This window comes from Burkholderia sp. PAMC 26561 (genome assembly GCF_001557535.2).
Taxonomy (GTDB): Bacteria; Pseudomonadota; Gammaproteobacteria; order Burkholderiales; family Burkholderiaceae; genus Caballeronia.
The window spans coordinates 462,922-476,457 of sequence record NZ_CP014309.1 but is presented as its reverse complement, the minus strand read 5'-3'; the positions used below and the strand labels follow the sequence as shown (position 1 = coordinate 476,457).

12 protein-coding genes and 1 pseudogene are annotated in these 13,536 nt (G+C 56.6%); 3 read left to right on the top strand and 10 right to left on the bottom strand.

Annotated elements, in window-relative coordinates:
• The first annotated feature begins 251 nt into the window (after nucleotides 1-251).
• Nucleotides 252-455, top strand: a complete 204-nt coding sequence (locus tag AXG89_RS28970) for a DUF2970 domain-containing protein (protein ID WP_062173423.1) — start codon at nucleotides 252-254, stop codon at nucleotides 453-455.
• Between the two features lie 92 nt (nucleotides 456-547).
• On the opposite strand, the gene AXG89_RS28965 is transcribed toward AXG89_RS28970, so the two are convergent.
• Nucleotides 548-1,975 carry an aminotransferase-like domain-containing protein gene (locus AXG89_RS28965; RefSeq protein WP_062173425.1) on the bottom strand — a complete coding sequence of 476 codons (1,428 nt, stop codon included), beginning with the start codon at nucleotides 1,973-1,975 and terminating at the stop codon, nucleotides 548-550.
• 367 nt (nucleotides 1,976-2,342) lie between these two features.
• The gene (locus AXG89_RS28960) at nucleotides 2,343-3,797 is read right to left on the bottom strand and encodes an amidase family protein (protein WP_062173427.1); all 1,455 of its coding nucleotides are present in this window, start codon (nucleotides 3,795-3,797) and stop codon (nucleotides 2,343-2,345) included.
• A gap of 225 nt (nucleotides 3,798-4,022) precedes the next feature.
• Here AXG89_RS28960 and AXG89_RS28955 point away from each other — a divergent pair, with 225 nt between their 5' ends.
• Nucleotides 4,023-4,967 carry a helix-turn-helix domain-containing protein gene (locus tag AXG89_RS28955; RefSeq protein ID WP_062173428.1) on the top strand — a complete coding sequence of 315 codons (945 nt, stop codon included), beginning with the start codon at nucleotides 4,023-4,025 and terminating at the stop codon, nucleotides 4,965-4,967.
• A 410-nt stretch (nucleotides 4,968-5,377) separates the two neighbouring features.
• On the opposite strand, the gene AXG89_RS28950 is transcribed toward AXG89_RS28955, so the two are convergent.
• The 4 genes and pseudogenes from AXG89_RS28950 to tnpA all read right to left on the bottom strand — a co-directional run bounded on the left by AXG89_RS28950 (nucleotide 5,378) and on the right by tnpA (nucleotide 8,056).
• On the bottom strand, nucleotides 5,378-6,505 hold the full coding sequence (locus tag AXG89_RS28950; RefSeq protein WP_062173431.1) for a J domain-containing protein: 1,128 nt from the start codon (nucleotides 6,503-6,505) through the stop codon (nucleotides 5,378-5,380).
• 241 nt (nucleotides 6,506-6,746) lie between these two features.
• A pseudogene (locus AXG89_RS28945) lies at nucleotides 6,747-7,067 on the bottom strand (transposase domain-containing protein); the annotation flags it as partial.
• A gap of 169 nt (nucleotides 7,068-7,236) precedes the next feature.
• Nucleotides 7,237-7,590 (bottom strand): IS66 family insertion sequence element accessory protein TnpB, encoded by a 354-nt coding sequence (tnpB, locus tag AXG89_RS28940; protein ID WP_062173435.1) that lies wholly within the window; start codon nucleotides 7,588-7,590, stop codon nucleotides 7,237-7,239.
• Nucleotides 7,571-8,056 (bottom strand): IS66-like element accessory protein TnpA, encoded by a 486-nt coding sequence (tnpA, locus tag AXG89_RS28935; protein ID WP_069638457.1) that lies wholly within the window; start codon nucleotides 8,054-8,056, stop codon nucleotides 7,571-7,573. The genes tnpB and tnpA overlap by 20 nt, the downstream gene beginning before the upstream one ends.
• Before the next feature lie 243 nt (nucleotides 8,057-8,299).
• Here tnpA and AXG89_RS28930 point away from each other — a divergent pair, with 243 nt between their 5' ends.
• The gene (locus AXG89_RS28930) at nucleotides 8,300-8,761 is read left to right on the top strand and encodes a LuxR C-terminal-related transcriptional regulator (protein WP_082771601.1); all 462 of its coding nucleotides are present in this window, start codon (nucleotides 8,300-8,302) and stop codon (nucleotides 8,759-8,761) included.
• A gap of 106 nt (nucleotides 8,762-8,867) precedes the next feature.
• Here the strand turns inward: AXG89_RS28930 and AXG89_RS28925 are convergent, their stop codons facing one another.
• The 4 genes from AXG89_RS28925 to AXG89_RS44450 form a co-directional block, all read right to left on the bottom strand.
• On the bottom strand, nucleotides 8,868-10,295 hold the full coding sequence (locus AXG89_RS28925; protein WP_062173441.1) for an efflux transporter outer membrane subunit: 1,428 nt from the start codon (nucleotides 10,293-10,295) through the stop codon (nucleotides 8,868-8,870).
• 8 nt (nucleotides 10,296-10,303) lie between these two features.
• Nucleotides 10,304-11,878, bottom strand: a complete 1,575-nt coding sequence (locus AXG89_RS28920) for a DHA2 family efflux MFS transporter permease subunit (RefSeq protein WP_062173443.1) — start codon at nucleotides 11,876-11,878, stop codon at nucleotides 10,304-10,306.
• An 18-nt stretch (nucleotides 11,879-11,896) separates the two neighbouring features.
• Nucleotides 11,897-13,003 carry an HlyD family secretion protein gene (locus AXG89_RS28915; RefSeq protein WP_062173445.1) on the bottom strand — a complete coding sequence of 369 codons (1,107 nt, stop codon included), beginning with the start codon at nucleotides 13,001-13,003 and terminating at the stop codon, nucleotides 11,897-11,899.
• Nucleotides 13,004-13,078: 75 nt separating this feature from the next.
• Nucleotides 13,079-13,357 carry a hypothetical protein gene (locus tag AXG89_RS44450; protein ID WP_335671988.1) on the bottom strand — a complete coding sequence of 93 codons (279 nt, stop codon included), beginning with the start codon at nucleotides 13,355-13,357 and terminating at the stop codon, nucleotides 13,079-13,081.
• Nucleotides 13,358-13,536: the final 179 nt, after the last annotated feature.

Sequence of the window (13,536 nt, the reverse complement as noted above, 5' to 3'; positions counted from 1 at the left end):
TCAAATTGCGCTTGACGTGCGAGCGCGAAGGCCGCGGGGCGTCACGTCGATTTTCGGGATGCAACCTCATACGTAAGTATCCGATCTACACCGTTGCGAATTACGCTTACGCGCGAGAAGATTGGCCACTTAGATAGCGGACCGCGACGAATTGCGCCCCGTGCTTACTACGCATTGCGCGAATCTGCTGCTGTTTCCGATTCCTGGGTTCCCGGATGATGCATGCATTCCAAACCAACAGGAGCAGCGCCATGGAATTCCTCCGACTCGTCCGTATCGTTCTATCCAGCTTCTTCGGCGTGCGTAAGCGTGCGTCGCATGAGGCGGACTTCGCCAACGTGAACTTTTTCCTGCTGCCGTTCGTGGCCGTGTTTATGGCAGTGGTCATCGGCGCGATCTTATTGGGCTTTGTGCACCTGGTCGCGCACTCGACAAGCGCAATGCAGGGCTTCTAAGTCGCGGTCGCTACATTGGCCGCCCAACTCGGCTGCTATTGGGGAATATGGCTTAACAGCAACGGGTTCATCACGGTCGCGCTGAAAATAAATCAGATTGATGCGTGGACCGCCGGGTCATCGAGAATCTCGGCAAGGGCGCATATGGCTCCATCAATCCTGACGCTCCAGGGATGCCCAAAGTTGATCCGTACACAATTCTGGAATGCGTGCCTGGCAGAAAAGATCGGACCAGGCGCGATGCTGATACCACGGCCGATCGCGAGCCGGTGCAGCGCCATTGCATCGACCGCGTCCGGCAATTGCAGCCACAGGAAGTAACCGCCCGAGGGCGTCACCCATCTGACCTCACGCGGCAGGTAGCGCCGCAAAGCCGCCTCCATGGCTGCACGTTGCGTCTGCATCGCGGCGTGCAGCTTGCGCAGATGCCGGTCGAACCCGCCGTGCTCCAGGTAGTCCGCTATGCCCGCCTGCGCAGGGATGCTGGCCGAGAGCGTCGTCATCAGTTTGAGCCGCTGCACGCGATCCGCGAAGCGTCCAGCGGACACCCATCCAATACGATAGCCCGGCGCAAGCGTCTTCGAAAACGAACTGCAGTGCATGACCAGTCCGTTGCCATCGAAGGCTTTCGCAGGGAGTGGCCGGTCACGGCTGAAGTGCAACTCCGAATAAACGTCGTCCTCGATCAGCGGTACGTCGCGCGCTGCAAGCATGTCAACGAGCAACTTCTTCTTTTCGTCGGAAAGGGTGACGCCGGTGGGATTCTGGAAATTGGTCATGAACCAGCATGCGCGAATCGGATGCTTGTCGAGCGCAGCGGCGAGCGCGTCGAGGTCGAGGCCTGTGACCGGATGGACCGGAATCTCGACTGCGCGCAAATCGAGCCGCTCAATGGCCTGCAGGGCCGCGTAGAAGCCCGGCGACTCGACCGCGACAACGTCGCCCGGACGCGTGACGGCCATCAGACACAGATTTAGCGCCTCCAGCGCGCCGTTGGTCACGACGATCTCCTCAGGCGGGATCGATACACCGGTGGCCACATAGCGCAGCGCGATCTGGCGGCGAAGATGGTCGTTGCCGGGCGGCAGATCCACGACCGTGCTCCATGGACTGAGCGCGCGCGTGCCATGGGTCAGCGATTTGAGCAGACGGGCTGAAGGGAACAACAGGGGTGACGGGAACGCCGAGCCGAGCGGCACGATGTCGGGGTGCTTCGCGGCATCGAGCACGGAAAACACCAGATCGCTAATATCGACCTTCGTTGAATCGGCAAGCGGCATGTCCTGATGCGAGGGCACCTGTTTGACCGCCGCACCGGGCGTCACGAAGTAGCCCGCGCGTTCTACGGCGCGGATCAGCCCCCACTCTTCTAGCAGATAGTACGCGCGGAAAACCGTTGACTGACTGACACCGCGCTGCGCGATGATCTGCCGGAGCGACGGCAGGCGGGAGCCTATCGGAATTTGCCCCGACCGGATCCCATCAGCGATCGAGTTGGCGAGAGCCTCGTAGCGTTTCATGATGGGTTTTTCTTCAAATGTTTATCCCATGTTTAGGTCGCCGTCGCCGGACGTCGTGCAATGCTCCGTTGCATATGACCACCAAGCGAAGCACTCAAAACGCAGTTACTGGCATTGCAATTCGACATGGTCCGTTTTCCCTCGCACCACGCAATATCCGAGCAAAGTGTACGCTAGAACTTCTTATGCGACGTGCTCGAAAGGCTCCGAGCGATGGACAGCCAGAAACGACTGTCGGCAGGTAAAGTCTCCGACTTTACCTGCCGACAGCATTACCCTATATCACCGGCAAGGGTCGAGCGGCCACTTAGCTCAATGTGAACTGATCTGACCTAAGCCTTCGAATGTCACGCGTTGTGTCGGAATCTCAATTGACGTTCGGCGCCGGAATCGAACCCAGGACCGAAGACACCAGAGCAGCAATATCCAGAAGTCTAACGTCATCACCCGCCTTTCCATCGAGTTCGAGACCGATCGGCAGACCGCCGGAGGAGAGCCCCATCGGGATGCTGATACCAGGCAGACCGGCACAGCTCGAAGCGAACACGTTCTTCGCGATGTTGAGAGCTGGCACTTCCTTGCCCGCAATCGTTACCACCGAGTTGGTGCCGATCGGAGGGGCCACAAGCGGCGTCGTCGGGAACAGAATTGCCTCAATCCCGTTCGCACGAAACGCATCGGCGTAACGCTGCTGAAGCGACGGGCGCAACACGTTGAGCGAGTGCTGATAGTCCGCGACGGAAACATAATTGGGCGCCCCCGGTACGACTGCATCGCTCCAGAAGAAGTCGACGTTTGCGCCGAGGCCCTTGTAGATGTCATCGAACGAGACAGGCGCCTGGATCTCTTTCACATATTCCGTAACGTGCGGCATCGTTTCGTGGAAGAAAATCGGCCAGTTCGCTTGATATGCGAGGGTCTGGAAATCGTCGCCAAGATCGATTTCTACAACTTCTGCGCCGGCGTCTTTCAGCTTAGCAAGCGACTCGTAGAACGTACGTTCAACTTCCTGGTCGACCAGGTCCAGGTGTGTTTGAGGAGCAAAGCCGAAACGTACGCCTTTCAACGATTTGGGAGAAGAGCTAGCGAGGGAGAGTGACGAGCCCGTAACGACTGCATCAAGCAGCGCCACGTCTGCAACGCTTCGTGCCATCGGTCCCGGCGTGTCGAACGTATTGGCAATCGGCGCGACGCCGGTGCCGGCCCAGCGACCTGTCGACGGACGGAAGCCAACTACGCCGGAGAACGACGCGGGAACCCGGATTGAGCCGACAGTGTCACCCCCGAACGCGGCGGGCACCAGACGGCCGCCAACGGAGGCGCCGGCGCCACCCGAAGAGCCACCAGTCACTCGCGTCAGGTCATACGGATTGACTGCTTGACCGTAGTGCGCGTTCAAGCCCGTCAAACCGTAGGACATTTCTACTAGGTTGTTCTTGCCAAAGATAACCGCGCCAGCATTGCGCAGTGATGCCACAATCGTTGCGTCTTTCTTCGGCCTGAACCCTGCGAGGACCTTCGTGCCGATGGACGTCGGCAGATCGAAAGTGTTCATGCTATCTTTAACCGCGATCGGCACGCCATGGAGCGGCCCCAATATCTTGCCAGCGCTGCGATGCTCGTCGGCTTTCGCTGCCGCTTCGAGCACTACGTCTTCGTAGATCGTGATGAAAGCGTTCCTACCCTTGAGGTCGCGGTTTCGGCTTAACAGTGCCGCTGCATAGGTACTGGCCGAAACCGAGCCGTCCTTAATGGCAGCTGCAGCTTCCGTAACCGTGAGGTCGTGCAAATTTTTGGATGTATTCGTGAAATCTTTTGACATGATGGTTTTCCGTTCGTTTAAAGGAAACTTCAGTAGGCACGGTGCAGCTTATCGCCGTGCCTTAAGTTGCCGCTCGACCCGAAATGCCATATGCTTTGCTGATCGTGCCACTCTCCAAAATATACGAACGCACCCTAAACTTAGAAGAGTCGGCAGCCGGCTGGCCGAGAAGGGAAACACCTCGCGGCTTCGCAGTTTCTGGTTCGAAACTGACCGGGAGGTGACATGACGGCACTTGGCGATGAGCTCGTGGTGGCAGCCGGCGACAGCATCGATCACTGGCACGACGTCACGTGCCGAGACTATTCGGCTTCTGAATATAAACGTGAGACTGGGGAGCTCTTCAGCGCAAGCATTGCACGCAGGCAATTCGGACCGCTTTCGCTGAGTGGCGTTTCGTCGGCTGGTTTTGGCGCTGCCCGTCTTATTCGCAGCCCATCCGACATTCGCAAGGATCCGCGCGACCATTTCATGGTCTTTCTGGTGGAAGAAGGTGGCGTTAGCGTGTCGCAGGAGGGCAGGGAAATGACAGCGCGGGCCGGCGACCTGTTCCTTTACGACCAGGCGCGGCCGTTCACCCTGGAATTCCAGGAAAGTTACTCGGGCATTATGCTCAACATCCCTCGCCCGATGCTTGAAACGCGCCTACCCTCAGCCGGTCGACTTATTGCTAATCGCATTTCCGGCGAATCAAAGCTTGGCGAGTTAGCGGGAACTATTGTTCGCCAGATTATGGGGCTTGACGAGCAATTGAAGGATCCCACCATCGATCGCCTTGGTGGCTCCGCACTCGACATCCTTGCCACCACACTTGATGCACAGGCCTCGAATGAGCTTCTCCTGACATCCAGACACCACCGCCTTCTGGAGCAGGTTAAGGGCTATATGCTCGCCCATCTGCATGAGGCCGGTATGGACCTTGAGACGATTGCGCGGGCCCAGAATATGGCCCCGCGAACTCTCAACAGAGTCTTCGCGACCGAAGGCACCACGCCCATAAGATGGTTGTGGCAGCAACGCCTGAGCGCCAGCCATCTTGCGCTGACCGAGGGACGAGTAAGGAATGTTACTGAAGCGGCACTAAACTTCGGTTTTAGCGATCTTTCTCATTTCAGTCGCACATTCAAATCAGCGTTCGGGAAGTCCCCTCATGCATTGGTACGAAAATAGCCGTATTGATTGATGCGATATCAACGCCCGCGCTGACGCGGTGACCACGTTTGAATCCCAATATTGGGATTAGTTGGCCGAAAGCATTCGACAGATTGATTCGTATTCGGTGCGTGCAAATGGGGACGTCGTCTCCACCATTCTCGGCGACGATGAATGAACCTTCACGACAGATTCAAACAAAATCACGTGGTGGCTGGACGCCCGCATATGGCGGAACAACGTCAATATCATAGCTGCACACAAATTAAAAACTACGATCGACAAGACCGGGGCGAACCCTTTCACGCTTACCAAGGCGGGAGTGGTCGAAGCTAGCAAGTTTTCTCGTCGACATACAGCTCAATTTCGACAAGACGTAAGCGGTGTTTTCTCCACACTACGAAGGAAGCGTGAGGATTAGCGGTCCGCTAAAACGGCATATCGTCGTAACGCGGCGCGGCCAATGACCGCTTCACAATCTTTAGCCATTCCTTCAGTTGCTTGATGTCTTCGAATACGAGCAGGTCATGTTCAAGGGCGTGGAGGCTCTCCTGCAGCGAGAAGATATCAGAGGCAAGATTGCGCATGATGGTGCCGGGCGACACGTCGATGAAGGGTGGAATTCCGTAGCTGTGCTTGAATCCGTTCTCGACATGCAGGATTTCGTGGTCGAGTTCACCGACCTGTTCCTTTAGTATCTTGTTGTAGTGTTTCAACCGGTCTTCGCCGATGTTGTTGATGGCGCTTTGGTCGATATGTTCCAGCTCCAACTGCAACTCAAGTAATTGCAACAGGCTGTTTTTGCTATACGCCTGATTGGCCCTTTGCATGAGAGCGGTCTTCCGCTCACGTTCCTGCGGATCAGTTTCTCGATCAGGATGAAGAGCGCTGGCTAGTTTTCGGTAGACCTCGCGAATCGATAAGCTGAGCTCTGCCTGCTCCGCTTGTTCTCGTGCCTCTGCAGCGAGTTGTTTAGGGGTTTTTTTTCGTTTCGCGCGTCGTTCTTCACGAGCTTGGTTTTCGACGGCGTCTTGTTTTCGGAGCTGCTCCATTTGCGCCTGCGCGCGCTGCAGCACATCCTCGGGCGAACTCATGTCAACGTCGTCGCCTAACTCAACGCCGAGCATGGCTTCGAGCGCGAATTTCATATCATCAAACTCGGCGGCAGCTTCACTGTCAAAGTCAGATTCGCTGTAACGGTTGTAAATCGTCTTAAGTTCCGGATCATCGCTCTCGGCGACCAACTCCCCCGCCAAGTCGCTGATCAGGTCGGCAATCGTGCGCCGCTCGGATTTAGTCAGCCCCTTCATATCGTATGTTTGTTCCAGGCGATAAACGAGCTTGGTACGCAACTCGATGGAAGTTTGCTCAAGGGGCGCGAACTCGCTAAGGTATTTCCGATGGAAGGCAGGCATTGCAGCCTCCCAGGCACTCAGCCGAGCACGCCGCTTTTCGATCTGCTTGATCAGCGTGTTGAATGCCTTTTGCCCCTTCGACAGATGAGCCTTATTGTGGTCGGGAGCAATGCTGATGGCCCTGAGATTTGTCCTGGTCATAGGATGACTTCCGCTGGTCGATGCTGGAGAGCGAGCAGCCACTATTTTAACGGAGGTCGCTATAGCCGCGTTGGTTCCGCACGCGGCTATAGCGGAGCACGTGCACGTCACGATCAATGATCGACTCAGGCCGGCAGCGTGTCGAACGCCGATTGGACCCCGAGCGTAGTCTCTTCAGACGTGGGTTGTCGCAAGCTGCGTGCGTTTGGCGAAGTTAAACGGCAATAAGTCGCCGATGTCTCTTCTGCTCAGCGGGCAGATCGTACTCGATGCGCCGGCGCGGCAACTCTGCCGGCAGCGGCTTGCGCCCACGCTTGCCGCGCTCGGGCTCATCAAGCTTCGGCAATCCCGTATCGGGCAGCGCGAATGCGTCATCCGAATCATCGTCACCGAGTTCAGTCGCGGCGATCTGCTCGGCTTCGTCGAATATGCGATCCTTGAGTTTCTCGCTGCTCGGCGCGAAGCGCTTGAGCTGCGCCAGACGGAACAACTCCTCGAGTTGCCCGACGCGTTGCACAAGTTGCTGGTTGTGGGACTGAAGCTCGAGAATGCGCGCGATCAGCTCATCGGGCGAGAGCTGTTTGAGATCGTCCTCAGCGGACGGATGACTGGCGTCGATATCCGTGTCCTAAAGGATACCGACGCCGCACACCGGATGGGTTTACGTCAAAGTGTAACAATCGCGGCGGGCGTCGCGCGCGATACGCCCGGCGCGCTGCTACTGAACACGTTCAGCTCACGTGTCGGTACTGCCTTGAAGGATGACGACGCACGGCGTCGATGTCGATACCTTCAAGTAACCAGTGGAGCTGCTCGCTCGTCAATTCCATCACCGCCTGCTGTCGGCGTGGCCAGGCGAAACGGTCCGCCTCTAACCGTTTCATCATCAGCCAGAAACCCGAGCGCTCGTAAAACAGCAGCTTGATGCGGTTGGCCCGCTCGTTACGGAAGGCGAAGACCGCCCGGGCAAACGGGTCAAGCTGCATGGACTGCTCGACCAGAATAACGAGACCGTTGATCCCGTTCCTAAAATCAACCGCGTCGCGGTGCAGATAGACCCGCAGTTCAGCGTCCAGTCGGAACATCACCGCGCCCCAGCGTTTCGATCATCGCCGATACCAGCGTCGCGTCGTGGGCACCGCATTCGAGTCTGAGTGTGATGCCATTGGGCATTTCCACAGTCATGCGCGATGGTGCCAACGGGCGCTGCGCGACACGCGTGGCGTCGCGGTGCGGCGGCGGCAACTGGGGAAGTGGCGGTTGTGGGTCGGCGCAAGCAATCTCGACGACCGGAACAAAAGCTGCCGCGTCCCTTGACTCCTGCGTCGCGCCCTCGCCGCGGTACGTCTTCTCGTGCTCGCAGATCCACCGGTGCAGTAAATTTGCGTTCACCCAAGCCCTCAGCGCCATGCCCGCCACCGATACTCCGGGCTGCAGGCAAGCCTCAATCAATCTCTGCCTGTCCCGTTTGTCAAAACGCCGTTTGCCGTCCCGACCCACGCTGATGACCTTAAGCGGCAAAAAATCTGAATCTGAATCATTCTGTGTCATGGAAGGTGTCCATTGATTTTCAGTGCACACATCCTGCGCCATCTAATCTCAAGGCACCACGCGCGCTCAAATCACCGCTAACGACAAGACCATGTTGAAAAGACTGCTTCATTTTATCGCCCTACCCCAAAAGCTTTCGAATGTGCCCCTTCCGCATGGGCATGCACTTCATATGGACTTTTTCAGAACTCACTGCTGCAATGCTAAATCGACGATTCGGATATCGTACCAATTTGTTTCGAAATGGAACTCGTTACTGAACCTCTACGCCTCATCGGTTTGTATTGGGGCATGGACGTAGTCTCGCGGTTGGGAAATGAAAACATTGGAGATCTGCGAATCTGGCGCACACGTCACCGGGACAATTTTTCGGCGCACGATTTCGCGCTGGTTGAACTCATCCGCCCATCCTTAGCTTCAGCGCTCGCGCGCTCGAAAACCGGCACTACCACGCCCGAATTGCATGTGACATACGCGATTTCCGAGCACGCTGTTAAAGCATTGACCGCACGCGAACGAGAGGTGGTGTCCCTCATCGTCGAAGGACTGCTCGATAAGCAGATTGCGGAACGGCTTGGAATTTCGTTCACGACGTATGCACTCACGTGGACCGCACATTCCAGAAAATGGGAGTTGGCAATCGCGCTACGCTCATTCGGTTGGCGCGAAAGCTCGATAGCTAAAGATGGGTCTCGCCGATACTAAGCACGGGAAACTCAGCTGGCCTGCGCTGTCATTGATATGAACCGCTCGGCGCCTGTCGTTTCTTTCGGTAGTCGGTGCGAGACCGACTACCACCAAACTTTGCCGCTCAATGAGCCGTCCCATTCGACGCGACAACCGAGAGAGTCTGGCTCCAGCCACCGCCAAGCGACCGATACAACGCAACCGCTGCCAGCGCGTGCTCTCGTTTCGCCTGGTTCAGTGAGTCCGAATCCTGAAGATAGGTCTGTTGCGCCGACAGCACGTCCAAGAAATCCGTTGCACCGCCTTTGTATAACTGGTTCGCCAGCTTCAGTGACTGGTCTGACGCTCCAAGGGCGTGCGTCAGACTTTCTGTGGACTGCGTCGTGCTAACAAGATCGCTCCGGGTGTCCTCCACTTCCTTCAGCGCCTCAAGCATCGTCTGCTGAAGATCTAACTGCGATTCACGCATCTTGCTTTCGTTCTGCTGGATGTTCGCCGTGATTCGGCCGGCGTTGAAGATGGGACTTGTCGCGCTTAACGCCGCACTGAACAGATTATCGGTCAGCGTAGGCAATCCAACATAGGACGCGGCCAACAATCCGTCGCTAAGATTCAACTGGAATTTTGGGTACCGCTCGGCCCTCGATACACCCACCTCTGCGGCACGCTGCTCGACTTTGGCATAAGCCACGAGCACATCCGGACGGCGCAACAATGCTTCAGACGGCAAAGTCGTCGGCACCGCGCCATCGGGCGTAGGTACGGGGCGAGGCGCCGCCAGCACCAGTTTGTCGACCGATTCGGGCGTGCGGCCCGTATAGACGGCAATCAGGCTGAGCTCGTGCTGAATCGTCGATTGAGCACGCGGGATTCTGGCCTGCAGTTCATCCAGCTGATTTTGCGCGCGCGCGACGTCGAGCTGCGTCGACAATCCGAATTTCAGACGCTCCTGGGTGAGTTGCAAGGCATGCTGCCGAATCCCAAGGTTGTCGTTCAAAATCTGCATTTCTTTTTGCGCCCAGCGCAAATCTACGTAGGCCGATGCTGTATCCGCTGCTAGTGCAAGCCTTATCGCGTCTTCAGCATGCTGCTGCCCGACGAGTTGCGCCCGTGCCGCAAGCAAATCCAGCCGCTCGCCGCCAAACACGTCAGGCGACCAGCTCAACGCAAGCCCTACACCGCCCTCGCGTACATAACCAAGCGGAGGGGGAGCGTTTTGCCGAGTATCAGAACCCTTTGCAGTTGCGTCGAGCTCCGGCATTAAGACAGCACGCTTTTGCGTTGTGTTGGCTTGTGCCTGCTTCACCCGCTCGGCTGCTGCTTGAAGATCAAGATTACCGGTGAGTACGGAGTCGACCAGTTCTGTGAGTACCGGGTCGCCGAACTGCGACCACCAGGTTGTTGCATCGACGGCATCCTGAGGCGCCTCAACGTTCCAGTTTGTCGGCACGACGGTTTTAACCGTATCTGGCAGATTCGCATGCGTGGCTGGCTGAACGGCACATGCGGCCAACGAAAGACTAGCGAGAACTACTAACAAGTGCTTTTTCATGATTTACCTCAATGTGCATCCGGCGGAGGCGCGGCGTTCGAAATAGGGTTAGAGAACAGAAGGCTGGCTACGGCGACGACAAAACACAGTGACAGTACGAAGAATGTGTCTGAATAGGTAAGCACCAATGCTTCGCGCAAAACCAGTGAATGAAGAGTTGCGAGACCTGACTGCGTTGTGTTCAAGACGTCACCCGCCACCGCAGTCCAATGCGCGGACTGCTCAGATAAGATGGATTCCACCTGTGGGCGGCCGACGGTCACGCTTTCGTTCAGGCGCAAGTAGTGAAAGTTAAGGCGATCGTTCAACATCGTTGCGCTTACCGCAATACCGATCGCACCGCCTAGGTTTCGCATCAGATTAAACAGTCCACTTGCGGACTTCAGGCGTGACTGCGGTAACGAACCGAGCGCCATTGTCACAATCGGGGGCACCGCGAACTGCTGACCGATACCACGCAGTGCCTGTGGCAACAGCAGTTGCTGCCAGCCCCAGTCGTGCGTAAGGGGCACGTACAGATAACAGCCAAGTCCGAAGCAGATTAAGCCAAACACTAGGAGCTTGCGCATGCTGATGTATTTGGTTGCGAACGCATACGCAACCAAGGCGACCAGTTGGAATGCGCCAACCGAAAGCAACGCGATGCCTATTTGTAGCGAACTGAAGCCCCGCACCTGGCTGAGAAACTGAGGTGTGAGAAACACCGCCACAAAAATCCCGATTCCGATGATGAATGAAAGGATGCTGCCAATGCCAAAGTTGCGCACGAGGAGCGCTCGCAGATCAATAATCGGATCCTTGGCTGTTAAGGCGTGAACAAGGAACAGGAAGCCACAAATCGCAGAGATCCAGGTACAGGCAATGATGACGTGGTCGCCAAACCAGTTTTTGCGGGGACCTTCTTCGAGTACATATTCAAGGCAGCCAAGGAAACCGGACAACAACAGCATCCCCAGATAGTCGCCCTTTTTCAGCAGGGAGAGATCAGGCTTGTCGATGTGGACATACTTCGGTACCAGCGCGGCGACCAGCACACCGGGCACGACGTTCAAGTAAAACAGCCAATGCCATGACCATTGGTCCGTGATCCAGCCACCGATCACCGGTCCTATAGCGGGGGCAAGCGAGGCAAGCGCGCCGATCGTAGTTGAGGCCACAATGCGTTGCTTGCCTGGGAAAAGCACAAACGCCGTTGTAAATACCGTTGGAATCATTGCGGCGCCCATCGCGCCCTGCAAGCCACGAAACAGTATCATCGAATTAATATCCCAAGCGATGCCGCACAGCATGCTTGTGACGGTGAAGCCGACTGCTGAGGCAACGAATAGCCAACGAGTTGAAAACACCTTCGAAAGCCAGCCAGACATCGGGATCACAAGAATCTCCGTAATCAGGTAAGCGGTCTGCACCCACGACAGCTCGTCCTGGCTTGCGGACAACCCGCCACCAATATCCCGCAGTGACGAAGCGACAATCTGAATGTCCAGCGTGGCCATAAAGAATCCCAGACACATAAGCGCGAATGCAAAAACTCGCTGTTGTAGGGGCTGTGACGCAGGGTCGAGTGGTTGAAAGGTTGTCATGATATTGACCTTATTCGCTCAATGGCCGCTGGCGACTTGCGTGCCGTCTGCGAGGTGAACGTTGACAGTCGCCGACAGACCGGGGCGTAGCACGTTCTCCATGCCATGCGGCACTTCAAGGCGAATACGTACCGGGACACGCTGAACGATCTTCGTGAAGTTGCCAGTTGCATTCTCTGGAGGCAGAACGCTGAAGGTGGCGCCGGTGGCAGGAGCGAGACTTTCGACGTAACCGTGCAATGGCTGGCTCGACGCGTCGAGTTCAACGTCCGCCTTATCGCCAACGTGCATCTTCTTCAGTTGGTCTTCCTTGAAGTTGGCATCTACCCAGAGATCGGTAGAAGGCACCACGGTCAGTAGCGGAGCACCGATGTTGGCCAACATCCCGACCCGTGCCGTGCGGTTCCCGATATAACCGTCGACAGGCGAACGAATCGTTGTGTATTCGACGTTAAGTTGCGCGACTCGCTGACCCGCCAGGGCCGTGTTGACGCGTGCTTGAGCGTCATTAATCTGCGCCCCCAAAACATCCAGTTGGCGCTTTGCAGCGAGAACGGCTGCATTACTACTCTGAACAGAAGCCTGAGCCTTGGAGAAATCAGCGTCAGCGCGCTCGACGATCTGATTGGACACTGCATCGTCCTTGACGAGTTCACGATAGCGAGCCTGGTCTTGGCCGCTGCGCGTCAATTCGGCGGATGAGGCACGCACTTCCGCCTCGTGCTGATTAATCACAGCAGCCTGCAGGACCAATTGCGCCTGCAATTCCGCGACAGTAGACCTGGCACTTTCAACCTCTGCTGTCGCCTGGGCAAGCTTCGCGTCGTAGTCACGTGCATCAAGGCGAATCAGCACCTGGTTCGCTGTGACGCGCTGGTTGTCCTGTACGAAAATGTCATCTACAAAACCGTTCACTTTTGGAGCCATTACCGTGACATTGCCGCCGACATAGGCGTCGTCAGTAGATTGCACGAAGCGCAGCACGAAGTACCAGTAGCCAGACGCCGCGACAAGTGCCAGCGCAACCGCACCGTAAGCGAGGCGCATCCACGGAATGCGTCGCGTCCTGGTTGTTTCGGCGGCCGGGTTTGGATTATCAGAAATGGGGGTAGACGGACTCGACATGTTTTTACCTGTGTATATACACTTTGTTAAATGGGAAACTGGCTTAACTGCGTAGGCTATCGGCCTCATCTTTTGCTAATCTTTCGAAACTTCCCGTGTGAGACGAAACAACTCATCCCTCAGCGCAGCGGCCTGCTGCTGCCCAAACTGACGCTGAAATTCGTCGCGGGCTAGTCGCCAATAGACCATTGCTTCCTCCAGCTTGGCGTGCCCACTCGCCGTCAGCGTCAACTCCAACCGCCGCACGCCATTTCCGTTCGCCTCGTTGGCCACCAGTCCGTTCCGCTGCAAAGGCCTCAACGCTCGCACCAAGGTCGTCCGTTCCATCACCATTGCTTGCGCTAACTCGATCATTGTGAGTTTCGACCCGCGTTTGATGGTCGCAAGGATATTGAACTGGGATGACGTGACATCCGCTTGCGAGAGATATCGCTCATAAAGCTGAGAGATATGTCTGGCGGCTTGCCGAATTGCAAAGCAATCGTCGTTTTCGGGTGAGTTAGTGTGCATGTGCACAGATTAGTGGTGCGCCC